18 protein-coding genes are annotated in these 24531 nt (G+C 73.3%); 13 read left to right on the forward strand and 5 right to left on the reverse strand.

Features of this window, described 5'->3' with window-relative positions; translation table 11 throughout:
* Nucleotides 1-65: 65 nt before the first annotated feature.
* Nucleotides 66-2405: a chaplin family protein gene (locus amrb99_RS25935; protein ID WP_190860628.1), complete on the forward strand. Its 2340-nt coding sequence runs from the start codon at nt 66-68 to the stop codon at nt 2403-2405.
* 380 nt (nt 2406-2785) lie between these two features.
* On the opposite strand, the gene amrb99_RS25940 is transcribed toward amrb99_RS25935, so the two are convergent.
* Nucleotides 2786-2971 carry a DUF5703 family protein gene (locus amrb99_RS25940; RefSeq protein ID WP_151540728.1) on the reverse strand — a complete coding sequence of 62 codons (186 nt, stop codon included), beginning with the start codon at nt 2969-2971 and terminating at the stop codon, nt 2786-2788.
* A gap of 313 nt (nt 2972-3284) precedes the next feature.
* Between amrb99_RS25940 and topA the strand changes: the two genes are divergently transcribed.
* The 8 genes from topA (at nt 3285) to ricT (ending at nt 14745) form a co-directional block, all read left to right on the forward strand.
* The gene (gene topA, locus amrb99_RS25945; protein ID WP_190860676.1) at nt 3285-5921 is read left to right on the forward strand and encodes a type I DNA topoisomerase; all 2637 of its coding nucleotides are present in this window, start codon (nt 3285-3287) and stop codon (nt 5919-5921) included.
* Nucleotides 5922-5949: 28 nt separating this feature from the next.
* Nucleotides 5950-8067 carry a dTMP kinase gene (tmk, locus tag amrb99_RS25950; RefSeq protein ID WP_190860630.1) on the forward strand — a complete coding sequence of 706 codons (2118 nt, stop codon included), beginning with the start codon at nt 5950-5952 and terminating at the stop codon, nt 8065-8067.
* A gap of 100 nt (nt 8068-8167) precedes the next feature.
* Entirely contained in the window at nt 8168-9310 is a 1143-nt protein-coding gene (locus tag amrb99_RS25955; RefSeq protein WP_190860632.1) for a DNA polymerase III subunit delta', read from the forward strand.
* A 208-nt stretch (nt 9311-9518) separates the two neighbouring features.
* Nucleotides 9519-11222 (forward strand): S8 family serine peptidase, encoded by a 1704-nt coding sequence (locus amrb99_RS25960; RefSeq protein ID WP_190860634.1) that lies wholly within the window; start codon nt 9519-9521, stop codon nt 11220-11222.
* A 114-nt stretch (nt 11223-11336) separates the two neighbouring features.
* Nucleotides 11337-11816 (forward strand): low molecular weight protein-tyrosine-phosphatase, encoded by a 480-nt coding sequence (locus amrb99_RS25965; protein ID WP_190860636.1) that lies wholly within the window; start codon nt 11337-11339, stop codon nt 11814-11816.
* Between the two features lies 1 nt (nt 11817).
* The gene (locus amrb99_RS25970; protein ID WP_190860638.1) at nt 11818-12678 is read left to right on the forward strand and encodes a fructosamine kinase family protein; all 861 of its coding nucleotides are present in this window, start codon (nt 11818-11820) and stop codon (nt 12676-12678) included.
* A 131-nt stretch (nt 12679-12809) separates the two neighbouring features.
* Nucleotides 12810-13844: a hypothetical protein gene (locus amrb99_RS25975; RefSeq protein WP_347256860.1), complete on the forward strand. Its 1035-nt coding sequence runs from the start codon at nt 12810-12812 to the stop codon at nt 13842-13844.
* Nucleotides 13845-13908: 64 nt separating this feature from the next.
* Nucleotides 13909-14745, forward strand: coding sequence for a regulatory iron-sulfur-containing complex subunit RicT (gene ricT / locus amrb99_RS25980; RefSeq protein WP_190860680.1), 837 nt, complete (start codon nt 13909-13911; stop codon nt 14743-14745).
* 84 nt (nt 14746-14829) lie between these two features.
* Here the strand turns inward: ricT and amrb99_RS25985 are convergent, their stop codons facing one another.
* Nucleotides 14830-16260: an MFS transporter gene (locus amrb99_RS25985; RefSeq protein ID WP_206700103.1), complete on the reverse strand. Its 1431-nt coding sequence runs from the start codon at nt 16258-16260 to the stop codon at nt 14830-14832.
* 152 nt (nt 16261-16412) lie between these two features.
* Here amrb99_RS25985 and amrb99_RS25990 point away from each other — a divergent pair, with 152 nt between their 5' ends.
* A complete protein-coding gene (locus tag amrb99_RS25990) occupies nt 16413-17234 on the forward strand; it encodes a GNAT family N-acetyltransferase (RefSeq protein WP_190860640.1) in 822 nt (273 codons plus the stop codon).
* A gap of 17 nt (nt 17235-17251) precedes the next feature.
* Here amrb99_RS25990 and amrb99_RS25995 read toward each other — a convergent pair whose 3' ends face one another.
* The 3 genes from amrb99_RS25995 to amrb99_RS26005 all read right to left on the reverse strand — a co-directional run bounded on the left by amrb99_RS25995 (nt 17252) and on the right by amrb99_RS26005 (nt 20440).
* Nucleotides 17252-18370 carry an acyl-CoA desaturase gene (locus amrb99_RS25995; protein WP_190860642.1) on the reverse strand — a complete coding sequence of 373 codons (1119 nt, stop codon included), beginning with the start codon at nt 18368-18370 and terminating at the stop codon, nt 17252-17254.
* A gap of 12 nt (nt 18371-18382) precedes the next feature.
* A complete protein-coding gene (locus tag amrb99_RS26000) occupies nt 18383-19465 on the reverse strand; it encodes a ferredoxin reductase (RefSeq protein WP_190860645.1) in 1083 nt (360 codons plus the stop codon).
* 222 nt (nt 19466-19687) lie between these two features.
* Nucleotides 19688-20440: a DUF427 domain-containing protein gene (locus tag amrb99_RS26005; RefSeq protein ID WP_190860647.1), complete on the reverse strand. Its 753-nt coding sequence runs from the start codon at nt 20438-20440 to the stop codon at nt 19688-19690.
* 193 nt (nt 20441-20633) lie between these two features.
* On the opposite strand from amrb99_RS26005, the gene amrb99_RS26010 reads away from it, so the two are divergent.
* The 3 genes from amrb99_RS26010 to amrb99_RS26020 are packed head-to-tail and all read left to right on the forward strand — an operon-like array spanning nt 20634 to nt 23937.
* Nucleotides 20634-21833: a biotin/lipoyl-binding protein gene (locus amrb99_RS26010; protein WP_190860649.1), complete on the forward strand. Its 1200-nt coding sequence runs from the start codon at nt 20634-20636 to the stop codon at nt 21831-21833.
* The gene (locus tag amrb99_RS26015) at nt 21830-22636 is read left to right on the forward strand and encodes an ABC transporter ATP-binding protein (protein ID WP_347256861.1); all 807 of its coding nucleotides are present in this window, start codon (nt 21830-21832) and stop codon (nt 22634-22636) included. The genes amrb99_RS26010 and amrb99_RS26015 overlap by 4 nt, the downstream gene beginning before the upstream one ends.
* Complete coding sequence (locus amrb99_RS26020) at nt 22633-23937, forward strand: ABC transporter permease (protein ID WP_190860651.1); 1305 nt, start codon at nt 22633-22635, stop codon at nt 23935-23937. Before amrb99_RS26015 ends, amrb99_RS26020 begins: the two co-directional genes overlap by 4 nt.
* The last annotated feature ends 594 nt before the right edge of the window (nt 23938-24531 follow it).

Below are 24531 nucleotides of genomic sequence, written 5' to 3' on the forward strand. Positions count from 1 at the left end.
GTGTCCTTTCCCGAGACCGAACCGCTGTCTCGGCATTCCTTTCCTCATCACCCGAACGGAGCATCATGCGAACGTGGGCAAAAAGCACCGCGCGCACGGCGGCGCTCACCGCGAGTTTCGTCGCCCTCGGTGTCAGCGTCGTTCCCGCCAACGCCTTCGCCGACGCCACCAACGGCGACGGCAGCGTCCTCGGCGGCAACCAGGTCGACCTGCCGATCTCGGCGCCGGTCGAGGTCAGCGGGAACGGCGCCGGGATCGTCGGCAGCGGCCACGGCGCGTCCAAGGGCGGCGCGTCCGTGCTGAACGGCGGCGGCGGAGGCGGCCAGCACACCTCCGGCAGAGGCAGCGTCGGTGGCGGTAACCAGGTGACCGCGCCGATCAGCGCGCCGGTGAACGCCTGCGGCAACGCGGTCGCGCTGATCGGCAAGGCGGACGCGGGCTGCAAGGGCGGCTCGTCGGTGGTCAACGGCGGCGGGTCCGGCGGGCAGAAGACGTCCGGTGAGCACAGCGTGATCGGCGGGAACCAGGTGAACGCACCGATCTCCGCGCCCGTGGACGTCTGCGGCAACGCCGTGGTGATCATCGGCAAGGCGGAGGCGGGCTGCAAGGGCGGCGCGACCGTGCACAACGGCGGCGGGTCGGGCCACGGCCGCGGCGGGCAGACGACGAACGGCGCGCTCGGCGTCATCGCGGGCAACCAGGTCAACGCGCCGATCAGCGCGCCGGTGAACGTCTGCGGGAACGCGGTCGCGATCGTCGGCCAGGCCGTGGCCGGCTGCGAGGGCGGCGCGATCGTCAAGAACGGCGGGCGCACCGGGGCGGGCCAGCAGACGTCCGGGCTGCACAGCGTGATCGGAGGGAACCAGGCGAACGCCCCCGTCAGCGCGCCGCTGGACGTGTGCGGCAACGCGATCGGCGGCGCCCTCGCCGAATGCGAGGGCGGCGCGTCGGTGCGCAACGGCGGGCACGGGTCCGGCGGGCAGAAGACCGACGGGGTGTCGAGCGTCCTCGGCGGCAACCAGGCGAACGCGCCGATCAGCGTCCCCGCGACCGTCTGCGGCAACGCCGCGGCGCTGGTCGGCCGGGCGGGCGCGTACTGCGAGGGCGGCGCGCACGCGCGCAGCAGCTCCGGCGGCGGCCAGCACACCTCCGGCACCGGCAGCGTCGGCGGCGGCAACCAGGGCAACGCGCCGATCACCGCGCCCGTCGACGTCTGCGGCAACGCCGCCGCGGTCGTCGGCGCGGCCGCCGCGCACTGCAACGGGCAGACGCTGGTCCAGGGCCCGCAGGGGTCCGGCGGCCGGACGTCCGGCAACGGCAGCGTCGGCGGCGGGAACCAGGCCCACGCCCCGGCGAAGGCTCCCGTGGACGCGTGCGGGAACGCCGGCGCCGTGGTCGGCCGAGCCCTCGGGCACTGCCAGGACGGCCCCGGCTTCGGCGGGTACCACCCCTATGCCCGGTCCGCGGGCCAGAACCCGGCCCCGCTGCCGGTGAACCCTGGGCTGCCCGTCCTGCCGAAGCTGCCCGCCACCGCGAACCACCGCGACGGCGGGCCGGCCGGCCTGCCCGCGACCGGCTCGCCCGCGGCCGGGCTGCCGGTGACCGGGCTGCCGGACGCCGGCCAGGCCCTGTCCGGGGTCGTCGGGCAGGTGAACGGCGTGCCCGCGACCAAGAGCGTCCCGGTTTCGGACGTCCTGTCCGCGACGAACCTGCTGCCGAACGCCGGTGCGCAGCGGACCGCCGCCGCGCAGCGGACCGGTGCCCCGTCCCTGGGCCCGGTCGCCGCCTCGCAGCTGCCCGGCGTGCGGAGCCTGCCCGTCCAGGGCTCGCTGCCGACGGTGAACGCCCTGCTCGGCGGCGCCATGACGCCGAAGATCACGCCCAAGGTCAACGGCCTCGCCGCCGGTAGGCGGACCGGCGGCACCGGCGGCACCGGCGGCACCGGCGGCAACGGCATGACGATCGCGACGCTGCCGCTGAACCCGGGCGCGGTGACCGGGAACGCCGGGAAGGCGCTGCCCGTAGCCCCGGTCGTCCCGGTGGGCCCGAACGCCCGCACGTCCCGCTCCGGCGACCCGCTGCCGAACACCGGCCTGCCGGGGACGAACGCCGTCAAGCTCCCCAAGACCGGCGCCGTCAAGCTGCCCAAGACCGGTGCGGTCAAGCTCCCGAAGACCGGTGCGGTCAAGCTGCCCGTGGCGGGGAAGGCCGCGCTGCCCGCCGGGGCCGTCCAGGCGCCCGGGGCCGTGAAGGACCTCGGCCCGGTCCGGACCGTCGCCGAGCGCACGCCGATCGCGCCCGCCGCCGAGGACGGGTCGCTGTGGGCGCTCGGCACGGCGGTGATCGCCGCGGCGTTCGCCGGCGCGGTCGCGCTGACCCGCCGCCGGCGCCCCGCGCGCGGCTGACCGATCCGAGTCCGCGGCCGGCCGGTTCCCGCCGGCCGCCGACCGGGCCCGGCCCGCGCCCGCCGGTCACGGCCGGCGGGTGAGGGCCGGTCCAGCGGGGCCTGCCGGGCGGTGATCCACTCCCGCCCGGCAGGCCCGTCCACGAACGCTTCGCCCGTCCCGGAGGCGCGGTCCGGGGCGGGCGAAGCCTTTTCCGGACGCCGGTCCGAGCACGCCGCCCGGCGACTATGATTACGGGACGTCATAGCATTCGTACGTAGTGCTACGATCCGTCCGAGACTCGGCGGACCCGCCGCGAACGGCCCCTGATCACCGGGAACGGGGGAAACGGAGCGAACCTCCGCCATCGGCCGGAACGGCCGGAACGCCCGGCGGGGCGGTCAGAACGTGCGGACGGCCCGGATGACCTTGCGGCGCAGTTGAATACGGCGGCGGCCGTCCGGGTAGAGGCGCAACCGATCGATCTCCCAGCCGCCGTGTTCGGCGTGCTCGGTCAGGATCTGCCGGGCGGTGTCACGCGTGGTGCCGGCCGGCAGTGACAGGACGAGGTAGGTGTACTGCACCATTGCGACCATTATTACTTGGTGGACCGGGTGTTGTGCATCGTACGGTGGGCGGCCCGGTCCGCACGGGTGGTGGCGGCATGTCATCCTGTCCGGAGGCGAGCGGCGGATGAGAGTTGCGCCCGCCGCGGGCGGAGCGGAACCGAAGGGGCGGCAGTGGGGCATCCGGGCATGAACCCGCCATGATGCGACGTTGTAGGAAGCCTGTGTAAGAAGAGTGTGAGCTAGAAGACCAGACAGCGAGGTTGGAGCGACTGTGCCAGCCAAGAACGGCACTGCGAAGAGTGGCCGGGCGAACGGCGCCGGAACGCGCCTGGTGATCGTCGAGTCGCCTGCGAAGGCGAAGACGATCGCGGGTTACCTGGGCCGTGGCTACATCGTGGAGTCCAGTATCGGCCATATCCGGGACCTGCCCGGGAGCGCCTCGGAGGTGCCGGCCAAGTACAAGGGCGAGCCGTGGGCGAAGCTCGGCGTGAACGTCGAGCACGACTTCGAGCCGCTGTACGTGGTCAACTCCGACAAGAGGCAGCAGGTCGCCAAGCTCAAGAAGCTGCTGGCGGAGGCCGACGAGCTCTTCCTCGCGACGGACGAGGACCGGGAGGGCGAGGCGATCGCCTGGCACCTCCAGGAGGTCCTGAACCCCAAGGTCCCCGTGCACCGGATGGTCTTCAACGAGATCACCAAGGACGCGATCCAGCGCGCCGCCGCGAACCCGCGCCAGCTGAACATGCCGCTGGTGAACGCGCAGGAGACGCGCCGCGTCCTGGACCGCCTGTACGGCTACGAGGTCAGCCCGGTCCTGTGGAAGAAGGTCATGCCGAAGCTGTCGGCGGGCCGGGTGCAGTCGGTGGCGACGCGGCTGGTGGTGGAGCGGGAGCGCGAGCGCATCGCGTTCGTCCCGGCGCACTACTGGGACATCCTCGCCGAGTTCGACACCGGCAAGGAGGACGAGCCCAAGGCGTTCAAGGCCGGGCTCGTCTCCGTCGACGGCAAGCGGGTCGCGCAGGGCCGCGACTTCGCGTCCGACGGCACACTGAAGACGAAGGACGCGCTGCACCTGGACGAGCCGTCGGCGCGCGCGCTGGCCGACCGGCTGCGCGGCAGGCCGTACGAGGTCAAGTCGGTCGAGTCCAAGCCGTACACGCGCAAGCCGTACCCGCCGTTCCGGACGACCACGTTGCAGCAGGAGGCCAGCCGCAAGCTGGGCTTCTCCGCGAAGTACACGATGTCGGTGGCGCAGAAGCTGTACGAGAACGGCTTCATCACCTACATGCGAACCGACTCGATCACGCTGTCCGAGACGGCGATCACGGCGGCGCGGCGGCAGGCCGCGACCCTGTTCGGCGGCGAGTACGTGCCGGACAAGCCGCGCGTCTACCAGTCGAAGGTGAAGAACGCGCAGGAGGCGCACGAGGCGATCCGCCCCGCGGGCGACAGCTTCCGGACGCCCGCCGAGACGGGCCTGTCCGGCGACCAGTTCCGGCTGTACGAGCTGATCTGGAAGCGGACGATCGCGTCGCAGATGAAGGACGCGGCGGGCCGCTCGGTGTCGATCCGGGTGACGGGCACGTCCACGCAGAACGAGCTGGCCGAGTTCGGCGCGACCGGTAAGACGATCACCTTCCACGGGTTCCTCAAGGCGTACGTGGAGAGCGCGGACGACCCGTCCACCGACCGCGACGACCAGGAGCGGCGGCTGCCGAACCTGGAGCAGGGCGACCCGCTGTCGGCGAACGCGGTGGACGCCGAGGGCCACTCGACCCGCCCGCCGGCCCGCTACACCGAGGCGAGCCTGGTCAAGGAGCTGGAGGAGCGGGAGATCGGCCGCCCGTCCACCTACGCCTCGATCATCGGGACGATCCTGGACCGCGGCTACGTGTTCAAGAAGGGCACGGCGCTCGTCCCGTCGTTCCTGGCGTTCGCCGTGGTGAACCTGCTGGAGCAGCACTTCGGCAACCTGGTCGACTACGACTTCACCGCGCACATGGAGGACGGTCTCGACGAGATCGCCCGCGGCGAGGCCGAGCGCGTCCGGTGGCTGACCCGGTTCTACTTCGGCGACAACGGCGAAGAGGGGCTGAAGGAGCTCACCGAGGACATCGGGGACATCGACGCCAAGGGGATCAGCTCGTTCCCGGTGAAGGGCTCCGACATCGTGGTCCGAGTCGGCCGGTACGGCTCGTACCTGGACCGGGACGGCGAGCGGGTCAACATCCCCGACGACATCGCGCCGGACGAGCTGACGGCGGAGAAGGCCGAGGAGCTGCTCGCGCAGCCGAGCGGCGACCGGGAGCTGGGCGTCGACCCCGAGACCGGGCACATGATCGTGGCGAAGTCGGGGCGGTTCGGCCCGTACGTCACCGAGATCCTGCCCGAGGCCGCGCCGCCCGCCGAGGGCGAGAAGAAGAAGCGCACGAAGAAGGCCGACGCGCCGAAGCCGCGCACGGGCTCGCTGTTCAAGTCGATGTCGCTGGACACGATCACGCTGGACGACGCGCTGAAGCTGCTGTCGCTGCCCCGGACGCTGGGCGAGCTGGACGGCGAGCCGGTGACGGCGCAGAACGGCCGGTTCGGGCCGTACATCAAGAAGGGCACCGACAGCCGCTCGCTCGGGTCGGAGGAGGAGCTCTTCACCGTCACGCTGGAGCAGGCGAAGGAGCTGCTGGCGCAGCCGAAGCAGCGGGGCCGGCGGGCCGCCGCGGCGGCGCCGCTGCGCGAGCTCGGCAAGGACCCGGCGAGCGACAAGCCGGTGGTGGTGAAGGAGGGCCGGTTCGGCCCGTACGTCACCGACGGCGAGACGAACGCCAGCCTGCGCAAGGGCGACGAGGTCGAGTCCATCACGATCCAGCGCGCCGCGGAACTGCTCGCGGAACGGCGTGAGAAGGTGGCCGCGGGCGGCGGGAAGAAGAAGACGCCGACCCGCCGCCGCACCTCTGCAAAGTCCGGCTCATAACGACATTCGCGCCGATACCCTGACCGACATGACCAGAACGGACGCCACCCGGCCGCACCCCGCCGCGCCGCAGCCGGGTGCCACGTCGCTCTCCGCCGCGGCGGGGACGTTCCGGCGGCTACGGCTCGCGCTGTCGGTGTCCGGCCTGGGCCAATGGCTCGCGGTCCCGGCGCTGTCGGCGATGGCGGTGCTGCCGGAGGACGACACCGGGGCCCGGCTGCGGGCGGTCGGCGGCGTGCTGGCCCTGCTCGTGCTCCCGGCGGTGCTGCTCGCGCCGCTCGCGGGCGCGCTCGCCGACCGGATCGACCGGCGGCTGGCGCTGCTGATCGCGGACGGGCTGCGGTTCGTGGTCGTCCTGACGGTGCCGCTGGTGGACGCGCTGCCGTGGACGCTGGCCGCCGCGTTCCTGGTCGGCTGCCTGTCGCTGCTGTGGACGCCGGCGGCGGCCGCGGGGCTCCCGGCGCTGGTCTCGGACGCGACCGTGAGCGCCTCCGCGGGCGGGGCCGTGGTGGCGCGCGGCGCCCCGGAGGACGACCTGCGCGCCGGGGCGCGCCGCTCGGCGGCCCGCGCCGCGTTCGGGCCCGCGCCGTTCGCCGCACTGGCGTTCGCGCTGCTCGCGGTGATCGCGAACGCGGCGCTCGGAGCGCCGCACCGCGCCGACCTCCCGCTGTACGCGACCGCGGTGGTGTTCGCCGTCTCGGCCGCGCTGACGGCGCTGGTCAGGGAGGTCCCGGCGACGGAGCCGATCACGGTTCCGGCGCCGCTCAAGCTGCTCTTCCAGGGCACCGGGCTCGACCGCGCGGGCCGCGGCCTCGGCCTGGCGATCGGCGGCGCGGCGCTCGCCGCGAGCGCGGTCGCCGCCGTCGCGCGGGTGCACGCGGGCGAGCTGGGCGGCGGGGACGCCGGCTACGGCGCCGTCCTCACCGGGCTGGCCGCCGGGCTGGCGTCCGGCCTGTTCCTCGGCCCGCGCGTCCTCGGCCCGTTCAGCCGCCGCCGGCTCCTCGGCCTCGCGGTGATCGCCGCCGCGCTGCTGCTGATCGTGGCCGCGCTCGTGCGGAACCTCGTCGTCGTGGCGTTCGTGACGGCGTTCCTCGGCGTCGCCGCCGGGGCCGCCTGGTCCACCGCGTCCGCGGCCGTCCGCGGGCCCGGCGACGAATCCGGGGCCGACCGGCCGCGCGCGTTCCTGCGGTCGATCGCGCTCGTCGTCGTGCTGGTCTCGGTCGCGGCCGTCCCGGCGGTCGCGGGCGCGCTCGGCTCGCACCGGATCGACGTCGGTGACGGCTACGACCTCGACGGCTCGATGGCCGCGCTGCTGATCGCCGCCGTCCTCGCCCTGGTCGCCGGGGCCGTCGCCTACCGGAGGCTGGACGACCGGCGCGGCATTCCGCTCGTCGCGGACCTGCGGGCCGCGCTGCGCGGCGAGGTGTACGTCCCGCCGTCGCAGGTCGCGGAGCCGGAGCCGGTCCGCCGCGAGCACGGCGTGTTCATCGCGTTCGAGGGCGGCGAGGGCGCCGGCAAGACCACCCAGGCGCGGCTCGCCGCGATCTGGCTGCGCGACCACGGCTACGACGTGATCACCACGCACGAGCCGGGCGCCACCAAGATCGGCATGCGGCTGCGCGCGATGCTGCTGGACCGGGACACCACCGGGCTATCCGACCGCGCCGAGACCCTGCTGTACGCGGCGGACCGCGCCGACCACGTCGCGAACGTGATCCGGCCGGCGCTGGAGCGCGGCGCGATCGTGGTGAGCGACCGTTACCTGGACTCGTCGCTGGCCTACCAGGGGTACGGGCGGCGGCAGCCGGTCGACGACATCGCCCGCGTCAACGCGTGGGCGACCGGCGGCCTGCTGCCCGACCTGACCGTCCTGCTGGAGGTCCCGCCGGCGGACGGGCTGCGCCGGCTGTCGGCCCCCGCCGACCGCATCGAGTCCGAGCCGCAGGAGTTCCACGAGCGCGTCCAGGCCGGCTTCCGCGCGCTCGCCGAGGCCGATCCTGACCGGTACCTGGTGCTGGACGCGAGCCGCCCGCAGGCCGAGCTGAGCCGCGAGATCCAGTACCGCATCCGCGAGATCCTCCCGGACCCGATCCCGGCCGGCACCGAGGATGCGACGAGCACCTTCCCGGCCATCACCGACGTCTAGCGGCGCGTCCACGGCCCGCGCCGCGTCCGGAGGCCCGGCGGCGCCGCCGGGCATGGGCGACGCGTCCCGGCGGAGGGCGCGCAGCCCTTAGCCTTGTTCCATGAGCGTGTGGGATGACCTGGTGGGGCAGGCGCCGGTCGTCGAGCAGCTGTCCTCGGCGGCCGCGGGGACCGGCGGCGGCATGGCGCACGCCTGGCTGTTCACCGGGCCGCCCGGGTCCGGACGGGTGACCGCCGCGCGGGCGTTCGCGGCGGCGCTGCAGTGCACCGAGACGCCGCGCGGGTGCGGGCACTGCGCGTCCTGCCACCAGGTCCTGCAGGGGACGCACGCGGACGTCGAGGTCGTCCGCCCGCAGGGGCTGTCGTTCGGGATCAAGGACGCTCGCGCGCTGGTGCTGCGGGCGTCGTCGTCGCCGAGCGGCGGCGGCTGGCAGATCGTGCTGTTCGAGGACGCGGACCGGGCCACCGAGGGCGCGGCGAACGCGCTGCTGAAGGCGATCGAGGAGCCGCCGGCGCGGACGGTGTGGCTGCTGTGCACCCCGTCGGCGGAGGACCTGCTCGTGACGATCAGGTCGCGGTGCCGGCAGGTGACGCTGCAGACGCCGCCGATCGCGGCGGTCGCGGACATGCTCGTCCAGCGCGACGGCGTCGACCGGGAGACCGCGGAGATCGTCGCGCGGGCCGCGCAGGGGCACATCAGCCGGGCGCGGCTGCTCGCGAGCGACCCGCGGATGCGCCGGGTCCGCGACGGGGTGGTGGCGATCCCGCGCCGGCTGACCGGGGTGAGCCCGGCCGTCGCGGCGGCGGAGGTCCTGGTGAAGGCGGCGGAGGCCGAGCGGGACGCGCAGACGGTCGAGCTGAACGAGACGGAGACGTCCGCGCTGCGCAAGGCGCTGGGGGAGAGCGAGAAGGGGCGGATGCCGCGCGGGACGGCGGGCGCCCTGAAGGAGCTCGAAGGGCGGCAGAAGTCGCGGGCGACGCGGGTGATGCGCGACGCGCTGGACCGGACGCTGCTGGACCTCGCGTCCTACTACCGGGACGTGCTGGCGCTCCAGCTCGGCGCGGGCAGCGACCTGGTCAACATCGAGCTGGGCCCGGAGCTGCGGACGGCGGCGTCGGCGGGCCGCCCGGAGGACACCCTGCGCCGCCTGGACGCGATCATGGAGTGCCGCGAGCGGGTCGCGGCCAACGTCAATCCGCAGCTGGCGTTCGAGGCGCTCACGCTCGCGCTCCGCACCGGCTGAGCGCCCGCGCCGCGTTTCCGCGTACTCCGGCCGAGTTCCGGCCGAGCGCCGGATGAGCACCGTTATTCGACGACTCGTCTTGGATTAACATAAATCCTCCTCTTTTGTTACAAATTTGAGCGCGTCTCTCAACAGACGCACCCGTACCGTCTGCTGGCCATAGCACGCCGAACAAGGGCGAGCTCCCCCCATGGCCAGGAGGTCTGCTTTGCGGCGAGCCTTGATTTCCGCCGCCTGCGCCGTCGTCACCACGGCGGCGCTCGCGATTCCAGCGTCCGCGGCACCGGCCGAGCCGCGGGAGAAAGGCGAGGCGTCGGAGTACGTCGTCCTCTACAAGGACGGCGTCTCCCTCGGCAAGGCCCACGACGCGGTGAAGGCGGCCGGCGGTTCGATCGTCCAGGAGAACACCGATGTGGGCGTCGCCACCGTCCGGTCCGCGAATCCGGCGTTCGTCCAGGCGGTGATGAGGCAGGGCGCCCTCGACGGCGCCGCGCACAACCGGGTCATCGGCGAGGCCCCGAAGGAGAAGAAGGCCGCCGCGAAGGTCGAGAAGACCGTCGGCGCGCAGGGCCCGGTGGCGGTGAAGGGCAAGCCGTCCAAGGACACCGAGCCCCTCGCCGACCTGCAGTGGGACATGAAGCAGATCCACGCGACGGCGGACGGGTCGTACAAGGCCGAGCCCGGCTCGAAGAAGGTCCTCGTCGGCATCCTCGACACCGGCGTGGACGGGAACCACCCCGACATCAAGCCGAACTTCGACCGCGGGCTCAGCCGGAACTTCACGCACGACATCCCGACCGACGCCGACGGCAACGAGCTCGACGGCCCATGCGAGTTCACGTCCTGCGTCGACCCCGTCGACTGGGACGACAACGACCACGGAACGCACGTCGCGTCCGAGATCGCCTCCCCGCGGAACGGCCTCGGAACGGCGGGCGTCGCGCCGAACGTGACCCTGGTGAACCTGCGCGTCGGGCAGGACTCGGGGCAGTTCTACCTGCAGCCGACCGTCGACGGGCTCACCTACGCGGCGAAGCACGGCATCGACGTCGTCAACATGTCCTATTACATCGACCCGTGGCTGTGGAACTGCGCCGACAACCCGGCGGACAAGCCCGAGGACCAGCTCGAGCAGCGCACCATCATCCAGGCGACGCAGCGGGCGCTCGACTTCGCGCACCGGCACGGCGTCACGCTGATCTCCGCGGCGGGCAACGACTTCGTCGACTACACCAAGACCAACATCGACGACACGAGCCCGGACTTCCCGTCCTACCCGGGCGAGAAGCCGTACGAGCGGACGATCCCGGCGAGCTGCCAGTCGATGCCGTCCGAGGGGAAGCACGTCATCGCGATCTCGGCGACCGGGCCGAGCACCCGCAAGTCGTACTACAGCAGCTTCGGCAACGGGTACGTCGCGGTGGCCGCACCCGGCGGCGACAAGGTCGACAACGCCGCCCAGCGGCCGGACGACCGCGGCGGCATCTGGGCCGCCTACCCCGAGCGCCTCGCCAAGGAGCGCGGCGAGCTGAACGCGGACGGCACCCCGAAGGTGTCGTACGTGATCCGCAGCTGCAAGGGCAAGACGTGCGCCTACTACCAGTCGCTGCAGGGCACGTCGATGGCGTCGCCGCACGCGGTGGGCGTCGCCGCGCTCATCATCAGCAAGTACGGGCACCGCGACCGCCAGGGCGGCCTCACCCTCGACCCGGACTTCGTGGAGTGGAAGCTGCGCGGCAGCGCCACGCCCAAGGCGTGCCCGAGCCCCGGCACCGTCGAATACGTCTGGTACACGCAGACCGGCGGCAAGTGGGTGAAGCACACCTCCACGCAGACCTGTGAGGGGACCAAGGAGCAGAACGGGTTCTTCGGCAACGGCATCGTGGACGCGCTCCACGCCGTCCAGCGGTAGGCCCTCTCCCGACACGCGGCCCCCGGGACCCTCCCGGCCGGGGGCCGCGCTCGTCCGTTCCCGCGCCCGCCGCCTCCGTGAGCCGGGTGCGGTGACCTGGGGCATGATGGGGCCATGCCGTACCGAGTCACTTTCGTCTGCACGGGGAACATCTGCCGCTCGCCGATGGCGGAGGCGATCCTGCGCCACCATGTCGAGGCCGAGGGCCTGGACGTCGAGGTCGACAGCTCCGGCACCGGCAGTTGGCATGTGGGCGACGGCGCCGACGAGCGGACGATCGCGGCGCTGGCCCGGGCCGGGTACCGGTCGGCGCACATCGCCCGCCAGTTCGAGGACGGCTGGTTCGACCGCTACGACCTGATCCTGGCGCTGGACGAGGGGCACCGGCGGGCGCTGCGGTCGATGGCGCCGGACGACGCGGCGCGGGCGCGGATCCGGCTGCTGCGCGAGTTCGACCCCGAGGCGGGCGCCGACCTGGACGTCCCCGACCCCTACTACGGCGGCCGCGCCGACTTCGACCTGGTGCTGGAGCAGGTGGAGGCGGCGATCCCCGGCCTGCTGGACGAGATCCGGGCCGGCCTGAAGGCCGCCTGACATGCCCGGCCCGGCCGATCTGCGGGAACGCGTCGCGCGGCTGCTCGGCAGCCCGGTCGGGGCGGTCAGCGGGCTCGGCTCCAGCCACGCGTGGACGCTGCACCGCGCGTCCCTGGACGACGGCCGCGAGGTGTTCGTGAAGGCCGCGCCCGACCAGGCGGGGGTGTTCGCGGCGGAGGCGGCAGGGCTGCGCTGGCTGGGCGAGGCGGGGCCGGAGGCGCCCGTCCCGGACGTCCTCGCGGCGGACGACCACATGCTCGTCCTGCCATGGCTGCCGTCCGCGTCGCCCACCCGGGAGGCCGCCGAACGGTTCGGACGCGAGCTGGCCGCCCTGCACACCCGCGCCCGTCCGGACGCCTACGGCGCGCCCTGGGACGGGTTCATCGCCGACCTGCCCCTCGACAACACCCTCGACGACCGCGGCTGGCCCCGCTGGTACGCCGAACGCCGCCTCGAACCGTTCCTGCGCCGCGCCGAGCGCCACCTGTCCCCGGACGACGTCCGGCTCGTCGAACGGGTCATGGCCGCCGTCGAGGACCTCACCGGGCCGCCGGAGCCGCCGAGCCGTATCCACGGCGACCTGTGGTCCGGGAACGTCCAGTGGACGGACGGCCGGGCGATGCTGATCGACCCGGCGGCCCACGGCGGCCACCGCGAGACGGACCTGGCGATGATGGCGCTGTTCGGGACGCCGCACCTGGACCGGATCCTCGCCGCCTACGACCGGGAGGCGCCGCTCGCGCCCGGCTGGCGGGACCGCGTCCCGCTGCACCAGCTGCATCCGCTGCTCGTCCATGTGGCGCTGTTCGGCGGCTCGTACCGCGCCTCGCTCGTGGAGGCGGCCCGTTCGGCCCTGGGCTGACATTACGGTCGGGCGCGGCGATCCACTAGGGTCGTTGCGCCTCGCGGCACCGGGCTCGGACTCGAAGTGGTAACTCCGCCCATCCGGGACGATGCCGCGCGATATATCAGATGCCGAGCAGTGGAGAGGCGGTGCGGACCGACCCCATGGACGGCGGGAACGACAAGGGCGGTAGCGGTATCCGGTTCCGGGAGGTGTGGCGGACCGCCCTGCCGGTCAGCGTCGCCGCGGCCGCGGCGCTCTTCGCCGGCGGCAGCGTCGACCTGGTCCACCGGCACCAGCGCGAGGCGAACAAGAAGCACGACGCGGAGGCCGCCGCCGCCGACACCACGCCGGCGGGCCCGCGGGCCGTCGTCGGCGTCACCCGGGCGGGCACCGCGCTGACCGTCCGCGACGCCCGCACCGGCGCCGCCCTCGGCCTGCCCGTCGCCGCCCCCGACGGGCGCCGGTTCCACCATGTCGCGGGCGACGGCGACTCCTACGTCGTCGCGTCCTCCGGCGCCGGGAAGGTCACGTTCCAGCGGCTCAAGCTCGCCGCCGACGGGCGTCCCGAGTCCCTCACCGAGATCCCCGCCGCGACGATCCCCGGCGCCTCCGCGCCCTGGTCGGACCTGGCCGTGTCCGCCGACGGGGACCGCATCGCCTACGTCACCTACAAGGGCGCCCGCGCCCGCATCGACGTCGTGTCCGCCCGCACCGGCGCCCGCAAGACGTGGACGACCGGCTACTCCGCGCGCGTCAGCAGCCTCTCCTGGGCCGGCGACACGCTCGCGTTCGTGTGGAACCCCGTCCGGCGCGCGGGCGGCAAGTACACCGAGGTCCGCCACGAACTCCGCACGCTGGACACCGGCGGCGCCGGGGGCGACCTCAAGGCCAGCAAGCCCGTCACCGTCCTGCCCAAGGGCACGACCAGCGCGGTCCTCAGCCGCGACGGGAAGACCGCCGCCGCGGGCGTCGTCCAGCGCTCCGTCGCGTCCGTCCAGGCGTACTCGACGGCCACCGGCGCGCCGGCCAGGGTCGTCTGGAAGCAGCGGCTGAACGGCCTCATCACCGGCCTCGACACCGGCGGCGAGGGCAAGCTCCTGATCACCGGCGGCGACGGCCGCCTCTACGCCGAGGGCGCTGGAACGCTCCCCGGAACGGATCTCGCCGACGCGGCCTGGTGATCTCCGCCCGGGTCCGCCGTACAGTGGACGCACGAAACCGGGCGAACGGAGCGGAACCGTGGGCATGGTGATGGCCGTCAGCTTCACCCGTTACGGCCGGCTCTACTATCTCGATCCGGGCCCGCACACCCCGAAGGTCGGCGACAAGGTCCTCGTCCCGACCGACGGGGGCCCGGAGGTCGCCGAATGCGTGTGGGCGCCGCAGTGGGTGTCCGACGACATCGGCGGCCTGCCCGAATGCGCGGGGCCCGCCACCGACGAGCACCTCGCCCGCGACGAGACGAACCGCCGCCGCCGCGCCGAGGGCCGCTCGATCGCCAAGCGCCTCATCCGCCGGCACGAGCTGCCGATGAAGGTCATCGGCGTCGACTACCTCGACGCCGACAACGTCTTCAAGATCTACTTCACGGCCCCGCACCGGGTCGACTTCCGCGCCCTGGTCCGCGACCTCGCCCGCAACATCAAGGCCCGCGTCGAGCTCCGCCAGGTCGGCCCCCGCGACGAGGCGCGCCTCCAGGGCGGCATCGGCCCCTGCGGCCGCGACCTGTGCTGCGCCACCTTCCTCAAGGACTTCGAGCCCGTCTCCGTCCGCATGGCGAAGGAGCAGGACCTCCCCGTCAACCCCCTCCGCATCGCCGGCGCCTGCGGCCGCCTCATGTGCTGCCTCAAGTACGAGCACCCGCTCTACACCGAGTTCAAGGAGAAGGCGCCGCGCCTCGGCGCGAAGGTCTCGACCCCCGAGGGCGACGGCCAGGTCATCGGCTACAACGTCCCGGGCGACCGCATCACGGTGAAGGTCGGCTCCCGCCGCTGCTCCTGCCCGTCCGCCTCCGTCTGCTCCCCCCGCCAGCAACACGACGCCCACTACAACCCCACCTCGGCCGACGACCCCGCCGACTGACCCCTCCGCGTTGGGCCGCTGCGGTCCGGCTGGCGGCATGCGGGCGCCCCGGCGGGCGGGCGCCGGGGCGGGTGGAGGGACGGGTCATGGGCGGGGAGGCTTGGGGAGGAGCTGGGCGAGGGCCGCGGTCGCGGCGCAGAAGCCGATGATCGGCAGCAGGCCCGCCTTGAAGGCGCCGGCGACGTCCGCCGGGAGCGGGTGGGCGCCGAGGACGCCGTAGAACACGATCCCGACGACCGCGACCCCGATCGCGCCGCCGACCTGCTGGAAGGTCGACAGGACGCCCGCGGCCGACGCCGCGTGCCGCTCGCCGACACCGGCCAGGACGATCGCCGACATCGGGGCGAGGACGAGGCCCATGCCCGCACCGGCGAGGGCGAGGCCGGGGATCAGCCAGGCGACGCCGCCGTCCTGCGCGACGCCGTCGATCAGCAGCAGGCAGCCGACCGCCTGGACGGCGGCGCCGAGCGCGAGGACCTGCCGGCCGATCCGGGCCGCGACCGCTGCGGCGCGGGTCGAGGCGGCGAAGTAGCCGGCGCCGAGGGCGGTGAACAGCAGGCCCGACTGCAGGGCGCTGAGGCCGCGTCCCTGCTGCAGGTAGAGGGCCAGGTAGAGGAAGAACGACGCCATCGCGAGCTGGTAGGCGAGGGCGATGCCGACGCCGGCGGTGAAGGCGCGCTCCCGGAACAGCGCCGGGGCGATCAGCGGGGCGCCGCTGCGCCGCTGCCACAGCGCGAACGCGGCGAGCAGGACGGCCGAGCCGGCGAACGAGAACCAGGTCCATTCGGGCCAGCCGAGCCGGCGCCCCTCGATCAGCGGCAGGACGAGCGCGACGAGGCCGAGCGTGACCAGCGCGGTCCCGGCGAGGTCGAGGCGGGTGCCGCGGGCGGCGGGGGTGGCCGGGACGGTCCGGCGGACGAGCGCGACGGTGGCGGCGCCGATCGGGACGTTGATCAGGAAGATGCTCCGCCAGCCGCTGCCGAGGACGTCCGCCTGGATCAGCGCGCCGCCGATGAGCTGCCCGAACACGCCCCCGAAGCCCATCGTGAGGCCGTAGGCGGTGAACGCGCGGACCCGGGCCGCGCCCTCGAACGCGCCGTTGATGATGCCGAGGACCTGTGGCATCAGCATCGCCGCGGCGACGCCCTGCGCCACCCGGGACGCGACCAGCGCGCCCGGCGTCGGGGCGAGGCCGCAGGCGAGGGATGCGACGGTGAACGCGGTGAGCCCGGCGGCGTACATCCGGCGGCGTCCGACCATGTCGCCGAGCCGCCCGCCGGTGATCAGCCCGCCGCCGAGCGCGAGCCCGAACCCGGCGACGACCCACTGCGTGGCGGCGGTACCCGCGTGCAGGTCGGCCTGGATGTCGGGGATCGCGACGTTGACGATGAAGAAGTCGAGGGTCGTGATGAAGATGCCGATCAGCAGGACCAGCAGGCCGCCGGTCGGCGCGGCGTGCGCGGGCGCGCCGCCCTGCGGCCGCCTGCCCGCTCGCGGTGTCGCGGTGGTTGACAAGGGATCTCCCCGGTTCGTCCGTCTCGGTGCGTGCACCATGACGATCTCCCGCGGACGGTCATCGGGTCGATGACGTGAGGGGTAATGCGGGACGTGAGCGGCCGGGTAATTCGGTTGTCGGCGGGTTCGGGGGCGTCCTAGCGTCGCGTCCCATGGATTCACCGGTGCGGCGGCTCTCGATCGACGACCTTCCCGCGTGCCAGCGGCTCGCCGAGGACCGCGAGTGGGGGAGGGAGGACCGCAAGTGGCGCTTCCTCTTCTCCGTCGGCGACATCTACGGCATCGACGACGGGGACGGCAGTCTCGCCGCCACGGTGGTGTCGACGCCGTACGGCAAGGACGTCGCGGCCATCAGCATGGTGCTGGTCGCCAAGCGCTACGAGCGGCGCGGCCTCGGCGCCCGGATCATGCGCCATGCGATGGACGAGGCGGGGACGGCGAGCCTCTGCCTGACCGCCACCGAGATGGGCCGTCCGCTGTATGAGCGTCTGGGCTTCCGCTCGGTCGGGACCTGCACCACGTACACGGGCGAGGCCGACGGGCCGTCGCGGCAGGGCGTGTCCGTGCCGGCGACGCCCGCGGACATGCCCGCCGTCCGCGCGCTCGACGCCGAGGTGTTCGGCGCCGACCGGACGCAGGTCGTGGACGGGCTGCCGTCGTTCTGCGCGACCTTCAACGTCGTCCGCGACGGGTCCGGCATCGCGGGTTTCGGCGGCGTGTGGTGGAACGACGGGCGGGCCCTCGTCGGCCCCGTCGTCGCCCGCGACGAGGGGACCGCCCTGGCGCTCGTGGACGAGATCGTCCCGCCGGGGCCGGTGCGCCTCGACATCGACCACCGGCACCCGGAGCTGGTCGCGTGGGCGGAGAGGCGGGGGCTGAGGCCGTTCTTCACGACCACGGTCATGGAGTACGGCGAACCGATCGAGAACGACCCGGCCCGGCTCTTCCTGCCGGTCGCCCAGGCCCTCGGCTAGGGCGACCGGGGCGGGCGTCAGGCGGCGACGGGTTCGCGCGCGGGGGGCTTCGGAGCGGGCTTCGGCTTCGCGGCCCCGCCGGGGAGGGCGTAGCGGAAGATCTTCTTCCAGGTGCTCGTGACCTGCTTCGCCAGCGAGCCGGTGTGGTACGGCAGGCCGTAGCGGGCGCACAGGTCGCGGACGCGCGGGGCGATCTCCGCGTACCGGTTGCTCGGGATGTCCGGGAACAGGTGGTGCTCGACCTGGTGGCTGAGGTTGCCGGTCATCAGGTGGAAGAGGGGGCCGCCGGTGATGTTCGCGGAGCCGAGCAGCTGCCGCACGTACCACTCGCCCCTGGTCTCGGCGTCGAGCGGGTAGTCCTCCTCGAACACGTCGACGTCGCCGGGGAAGTGCCCGCAGAAGATGATCATGTGGGCCCAGACGTTGCGGACGATGTTCGCGGTGAGGTTCGCCGACAGCGTGGACAGGAACTGCGGGCCGCTGAGCAGCGGGAACGCCAGGTAGTCCTTGCCCCACTGGCGGCGGATCTTGCGCCCGATCGCGCGCAGCTTCTCCTTCGTCACCTCCTCGTCGTGGGTGCCCTCGCGGATCCTGTCGAGCTCCAGGTCGTGCAGCGCGACGCCGTACTCGAAGAACATCGCCAGCAGCAGGTTGTAGACCGGCTGCGGCACGTTGCCCCAGTGCCACGGCTGCTCGGGCGCGACGCGCAGGATGCCGTAGCCGACGTCGTTGTCCTTGCCGAGGACGTTGGTGAAGGTGTGGTGGACGAAGTTGTGCGAGTGCTTCCACTGCTCGGCGGGGGAGACGTTGTCCCACTCCCAGGTCGTCGAGTGGATCTTCGGGTCGCGCATCCAGTCCCACTGGCCGTGCATGACGTTGTGCCCGATCTCCATGTTCTCCAGGATCTTCGCGACGGCGAGGGTCGCGGTCCCGGCGAGCCAGGCGGGCGGCAGCGCGGACGCCATCAGCAGCGCGCGGCCGCCGATCTCCAGCCCGCGCTGCCAGCGGATCACCTTGCGGATGTAGTCCGCGTCGCGCTCGCCGAGATCGGCGGTGACCTCGTCGCGGAGGGCGTCGAGCTCGCGGGCGATCGCGGCGTAATCGGCGGGGGTGAGGTGGTCGGTCGTTGCGGGCATCGTCGGTCCCTTTCAGAGTTCGATGTCGACGGGGCCGGCGGCGGCCGAGACGCAGGTCTGGACGATCTCGCCCTCCTCGCCGTGCACCTCGCCGGTGCGCAGGTCGCGGACCCGCCCGGCGCGGAGGCGGCCGACGCAGCTGTAGCAGATGCCCATCCGGCAGCCGCTCGGCAGCAGCGCGCCGGCGCGCTCGCCGGCGTCCAGCAGCGGGGTGCTCCCGCCGGCGTCGGTCTCGACGCCGCTCTCGGTGAAGCGGACGCGGCCGCCCTCGCCGCCCGTGCCGGCGGCCAGCGCGGGCCGGAACCGCTCGACGCGCAGCCGGTCCTCGATCCCGGCCGCGCGCCAGTGCTCGGCGAGGCCGTCGAGCATCCCGGACGGGCCGCAGGCCCAGGTGTCCCGTTCCGCCCAGTCCGGGCAGAGGCCGGCGATGCCGGACGGGGCGAGCCGGCCGGCGGTGGACGTTTGCCGCTCGTGCAGGCGTATCCCCGGCATCGTCCGCAGCTCTTCGCCGAAGATGACGTCGCCGGCGTGCCGGTCGGAGTGGACGAGCACGATGTCGGGCGCGTCCTCGGCGGCGGCGAGGTGCCGGAGCATCGCCATGACCGGCGTGATCCCGCTGCCCGCCGTGACGAACAGCAGCCGGGACGGCACCGGCGACGGCAGCGTGAAGTCGCCGTCCGCCTCGCCGAGCCGGACGATCGCGCCCGGCCGGATCCGGTGCACGAGGTGCGCGGACACGAAGCCGTCCTCGCCCGCCTTGACCGTGATCGTGATGCGGCCGTCCGGCCGGGGCGGGGACGACAGCGAGAACGTCCGCCAGTGCCGGATGCCGCCGATGTCCACGCCGAGCTTCACCCACTGGCCGGGGCGGTGCCCGCGCCAGGCCGTCCCGGGCCTGATCACCAGGGTGGCGGCGCCGGGCGCCTCGTGCCGCACCGCCTCGACGCGTCCGCGCGGTTCGGCGGTGGACCACAGCGGGTTGAGCAGGCCGAGGTAGTCCTCCGGCAGGAGCGGCGTCGTCAGCAGGCGCGCGGCGGCGGCGAGCCGGCCGCCCGCTCCGGACCGTTCCGGCCGTGCTGAGAGTGCAGGGGTCAAGGGTGCCTCCCCGTCGGCGCGCTTAACTTACGCTTTAGTAACCTACGGTTACGTAGCCGTAGGAAGGTCGCAAGTCCTGCTCGGAGAAAGCGACAGGCATCACACCATCGCATGATGTTCCATCCGATGGTGTAATGCCCGGTGATAACTTCCGCGCTCGAATGTGGCCTGGTGGCTAACCCTTCTCAGCCTGGTGACGAGATCGCCCTGGACCGGCTCCGCTCAGAAACGCGACTTCGGCCGCTCCTGCAGCACCCCGTCCACGTAGATGTCGACCTTCTCGCTGTAGAAGCAGACCAGCCCCGCCACCTTCCGGGACTCCTCCAGCGGCGTCGGGTACGACCAGGCGAGATCCTCGTGGACCTTCCCGTTCGCCCGCACCGACCAGTACTCCGCCGTCCCCTTGTAAGGGCAGTGGGTGGCGGTGTCCGTGTGCTCTAGCAGATCCATCCGGACGTGCGTCTTCGGCAGGTAGTACCGCACCGGAAGACCCGTCTCGAACAGCAACCTGGGGCTGGACGACTCCGCCACCGTCACACCGTCCACCTCCACGCGCACGCGCCGGGAACTCGCCAGCACGTCCACGCGCGTGTACGGGTTGCGGGGATGGACGAACACCTCCTCGTCCTCCTCGAACCAGGAGTCCATCGCGCCCCAGTCCAGCCGGACGAGCCCGCGCAGCTCCTCGACCGGCGACTCCAGGTAGCGGAGCGCCGCGCCCGGGGCCTCGGCGCCGTCCACCTTCACCGTGTACGCCGTCGCGTCGCCGCGGCTCGGCGAGCGCTCGCCCGGGCCGTCCTCGACGAGCTCGGCCCGCACGTCCGCCACCGGAACGTAGTAGGTCGGGTAGTAGGGGATCTCCCAGACGAGGGTCGGCGCGATGGTGTCGGCCACCAGGTTGCCGCCGAGGTACGCCCGGACGCGCTTGCCGCTCTGCTCGATGCGGACGCGGGTCCGCTCCTTCGCTGCACTCATGACTGGGCCAACCGCCCCCGCGACGCCCCTATTTCGACCGCATGCGGCCGCCGTCCGCCCGGCGCCGCGACGCGGGACGGCGACCCTTGTACCTGCCCGCACGGGCCCGTCCTGTCACACCCGTCCCGGCTCTCTCATCCAATTCTCATATTCACCTCACGAGAGCCCCATGCGCGGCCAAGAGCCTTCTCGCATGAAATGGCCGTTCCAACGCCGGACCACGCTCATCAACGGCGCCCTCGGCGTGCTGCTGGTGGCCGGGGCCGGCACCGCATACCTCACCCTCGGCGACGGAGGTGACGGCGCCGCGGCGGCCACCCGGGTCACGCGGGTGGAGCGCGGCACGGTGTCGGCGTCGGTGTCGGCGTCCGGCTCGGTGGAGAGCGCACGCAGCCGCGACCTGTCTTTCGGCACGTCCGGCACGGTCGCGAAGATCTACGTCAAGGCGGGCCAGAAGGTCGTCGCCGGGGCGGTCCTCGCCCGGCTCGACCAGACCGAGGCGCTCGAGAACATCGACGAGGCCAAGGCCAACCTGGAGGCCGCCGAGGACGGCGACACCACGTCCGCCAAGGGCTACGCCAGCTACCTGCAGGTGAGGAACGCCTACAACTCCGCGCTGCGCGCCTACCAGGGCACCGTCATCAAGGCGCCGTTCGCCGGCACCGTCACCGCCGTCAACGGAACCGTCGGCGGCAGCTCCGGCGGGTCCGGGTCGTCCTCGTCGGGGTCCGGCTCGTCCGGTTCCGCGGCGTCCGGCGCGGGGGCGTCGGGCGGCGGCGGGTCGGGTTCGTCGTCCTCCTCGTCGTCGTCGGGGTCGTCGTCCTCGTCCGGGTTCATGGAGCTCGTCGACACCAAGCACCTCCAGATCGAAGGCGACTTCACCGAGGCCGACACCACCAAGCTCAAGGTCGGCCAGACCGCGTCCATCTCCTTCGACGCCCTCACCGGCACGACCGCCACCGGCAAGATCACCTCGATCGGGCTGTCCCCGACCACCACCGACAACGTCGTGAAGTTCCCCGCGACGATCTCGCTCACCAAGGTCCCGTCCGGCGTCCGGCTCGGCCAGACCGCCACCGTCGAGATCACCACCGCGTCCGCCGAGGACGTCCTCTACGTGCCGACCGCCGCCGTCAGGACGGCCGGCGGGCAGAGCACCGTCACCGTCGTCCGCAACGGCAGGCAGAGCACCGTCACCGTCGAGACCGGCGTGAAGGGCGACCAGGGCACCGAGATCACCTCCGGCCTCAACGAGGGCGACCAGGTCGTCGTCACCTCCACCGGCACCGGGACGAGCGGCACCACCCAGCGCGGCGGCTTCCCCGGCGGCGGCGCCGGACCCGCCGGCGGCTTCGGCGGCGGCGCGCCGGGCGGCGGCGGGGGCCGCAGGTGATCCCCGCCGCCCGCCAGGACGGCCCCGAGCCCGTCCTCAGCATCCGCGACGTCGGCAAGGTCTACGGGGAGGGCGACACCGCCGTGCACGCGCTGCGCGGCGTCACCCTCACCGTCGAACCCGGCGACTACGTCGCGATCATGGGCGCGTCCGGGTCCGGCAAGTCCACCCTGATGAACATCATCGGCTGCCTGGACGTCCCGACCGCCGGGCGCTACCTCCTCGACGGCATCGACGTCGGCTCCCTCGACGAGCGCCGCCTCGCCATCCTCCGCAACCGCCGCATCGGCTTCATCTTCCAGTCCTTCAACCTCATCCCCCGGATGACCGCCCAGGCCAACGTGGAACTCCCGCTCGCCTACGGCGGCGTCAAAGGCCCCGAACGCCGCCGCCGCGCCCTCGCCGCCCTCCGCGAGGTCGGCCTCGCCGACCGCACCCGGCACGAGCCCAACGAACTCTCCGGCGGGCAGCAGCAGCGCGTCGCCGTCGCCCGCGCCCTCGTCACCTCGCCCACCCTCCTGCTCGCCGACGAGCCCACCGGCGCCCTCGACAGCGGCTCCACCGCCGACGTCCTCGCCGTCTTCGACCGGCTCAGCCTCGCCCGCCGCACCATCGTCGTCATCACCCACGAGGACGACGTCGCCGCGCACGCCAAACGCGTCGTCCGGCTCGTCGACGGCCGCGTGGTCGACGACGTCCGCCGCACCCCCGTCGCCGGCCCGCCGCCCGCCGCGTCCTGGACCACGCCCGCCGCGTCCTGGACCGTGGGGGACGCGTCCTGGAACCCGGAGGGCGCCCGGTGAGCCCCTTCGAGATCCTGCGGTTCGCGCTGCGCGGACTGTCCGCCAACAAGCTGCGCAGCTCCCTGACCACCCTCGGCATCCTCATCGGCGTCGGCGCCGTCATCCTCCTCGTCGCCGTCGGCAACGGCTCGTCCGAGCAGATCAAGAAGAGCATCCAGCGGCTCGGCGCCGACTCCCTCACCGTCACCAAGTCGACGACCGGTGGCGGCGGCGGGCGCGGCGGCCCGGGCGGCGGCCCGGGCGGCTTCGGCGGGTTCGGCGGCGCCGGCGCCGGCTCCGGCTCCGGGGAGGGCTCCGGCCCCCGCACCCAGGCCCACGACCTCACCACCCAGGACGCCGCCGCCCTCGTCAACGCGGCCGACGCCCCGTCCGTCAAGAGCGCCTCCCCGGTCGTGACCAGCCAGTCCGTCACCGCCGGCTACGAGGGCACCAGCGCCACCATCAACCAGTTCGTCGGCACCACCCCCACCTACTTCGCCGCCGCGAACAAGACCGTCGCGTCCGGCGCCGCGTTCACCACCGCCGACGTCACCGCCGCGAACAAGACCGTCGTCCTCGGCAGCACCACCGCCTCCGACCTGTTCGGACGCGTCAGCCCCCTCGGCAAGAAGATCGACGTCGGCGGCATCCGCTTCACCGTCGTCGGCGTCCTCAAGGCGACCGGCTCGTCCTCCTCCAGCTTCTCCGACCCCGACAGCATCGCGATCGCGCCGCTGCCCGCCGTCCAGGAGACCCTCACCGGCTACGGCGCCCTCAGCCAGATCATCGTCCAGGCCAAGGACAGCGACGCCGTCGACTCCGCGCAGGCCGAGGTCACCCAGATCCTCGGGCAGCGGCACGACATCGCCTCGTCCGGCACCGCCGACTTCACCGTCTCCAGCCAGGCCAGCGTGCAGTCCGCGGTCTCCGAGTCGAACAAGACCTTCACCGTCCTGCTCGGCGCCGTCGCCGCGATCAGCCTCCTCGTCGGCGGCATCGGCATCACCAACATCATGCTGGTCACCGTCACCGAACGGACCCGCGAGATCGGCATCCGCAAGGCCATCGGCGCGCCCCGCGGCGCCATCCTCGGCCAGTTCATCGCCGAGGCCACCGTCCTGTCCCTCATCGGCGGCGTCCTCGGCGTCGTCGCGGGCGTCGTCGGCAGCCTCTTCACGATCGTCGGCGTCAAACCCGTCCTGGTGCCGTCGTCGATCGTGCTCGCCCTGGCCGTCTCGGTCGCCATCGGCCTGTTCTTCGGCAGCTACCCGGCCAACCGCGCCGCGAAGCTCCGCCCGATCGAGGCGCTCCGCCATGAGTGACCGACCAAGGAACCGCCCATGACCCGCAGACGCCGCAGACCCACCCGCCCCGACCGCGCCACGCCGCCGCCCGCCCGCCGCGATACGCGAGCCGAGCCGGGCGACCGCTCGGCGGCGGGACGCACGAACCCGAGCGGCCCTACCCCGCCCAAGGACACGCCGCCCGCCCACGCCCCGGACGCCGGGCGGGCAGAGCAGCCGATGCCCTCGGACTTCGACGGAGAGGAGGCGCGGATGAGCGTTTCAGGGCACGACGGACAAGACCGCGACGCCGCGGACACCCCCGGCGCATCCGGCCCGGAACACGTCCGCCCATGGGCGAGCACGGGCCCCGCCCAGCACACCCGCCAAGCCCCAGCCCCCTGGCACCCCACCCCGGGCCAAGCCGCAACCCCAGGCCAGCCCGCAGAGCCGACCCAAGCCCCGACACCGGACTACACCGAAGCCCCAGGCCAAGCCGCAACCCCAGGCCAGCCCACGAGGCCGAGCCAAGGCGCGGCTTCCTGGCAACCACCCGCACCCGGCCAAGGCGCGACGCCGGGCCAGAGCGCGACATCGGGCCAGAGCGCGACGCCGGGCCAGAGCATGACACCA

This window comes from Actinomadura sp. RB99, assembly GCF_014706005.1.
In the GTDB taxonomy this organism is placed as follows: Bacteria; Actinomycetota; Actinomycetes; order Streptosporangiales; family Streptosporangiaceae; genus Spirillospora.

Coding starts and splice junctions, on each gene's coding strand:
- amrb99_RS26010 (WP_190860649.1), top strand. CDS start 20,634: ATGAAATGGCCGTTCCAACGCCGGACCACGCTCATCAACGGCGCCCTC.
- amrb99_RS25970 (WP_190860638.1), top strand. CDS start 11,818: ATGCCCGGCCCGGCCGATCTGCGGGAACGCGTCGCGCGGCTGCTCGGC.
- amrb99_RS26005 (WP_190860647.1), bottom strand. CDS start 20,440: ATGAGTGCAGCGAAGGAGCGGACCCGCGTCCGCATCGAGCAGAGCGGC.
- tmk (WP_190860630.1), top strand. CDS start 5,950: ATGACCAGAACGGACGCCACCCGGCCGCACCCCGCCGCGCCGCAGCCG.
- amrb99_RS25965 (WP_190860636.1), top strand. CDS start 11,337: ATGCCGTACCGAGTCACTTTCGTCTGCACGGGGAACATCTGCCGCTCG.
- amrb99_RS25935 (WP_190860628.1), top strand. CDS start 66: ATGCGAACGTGGGCAAAAAGCACCGCGCGCACGGCGGCGCTCACCGCG.
- amrb99_RS25955 (WP_190860632.1), top strand. CDS start 8,168: ATGAGCGTGTGGGATGACCTGGTGGGGCAGGCGCCGGTCGTCGAGCAG.
- amrb99_RS25990 (WP_190860640.1), top strand. CDS start 16,413: ATGGATTCACCGGTGCGGCGGCTCTCGATCGACGACCTTCCCGCGTGC.
- amrb99_RS25940 (WP_151540728.1), bottom strand. CDS start 2,971: ATGGTGCAGTACACCTACCTCGTCCTGTCACTGCCGGCCGGCACCACG.
- amrb99_RS25995 (WP_190860642.1), bottom strand. CDS start 18,370: ATGCCCGCAACGACCGACCACCTCACCCCCGCCGATTACGCCGCGATC.
- ricT (WP_190860680.1), top strand. CDS start 13,909: ATGGTGATGGCCGTCAGCTTCACCCGTTACGGCCGGCTCTACTATCTC.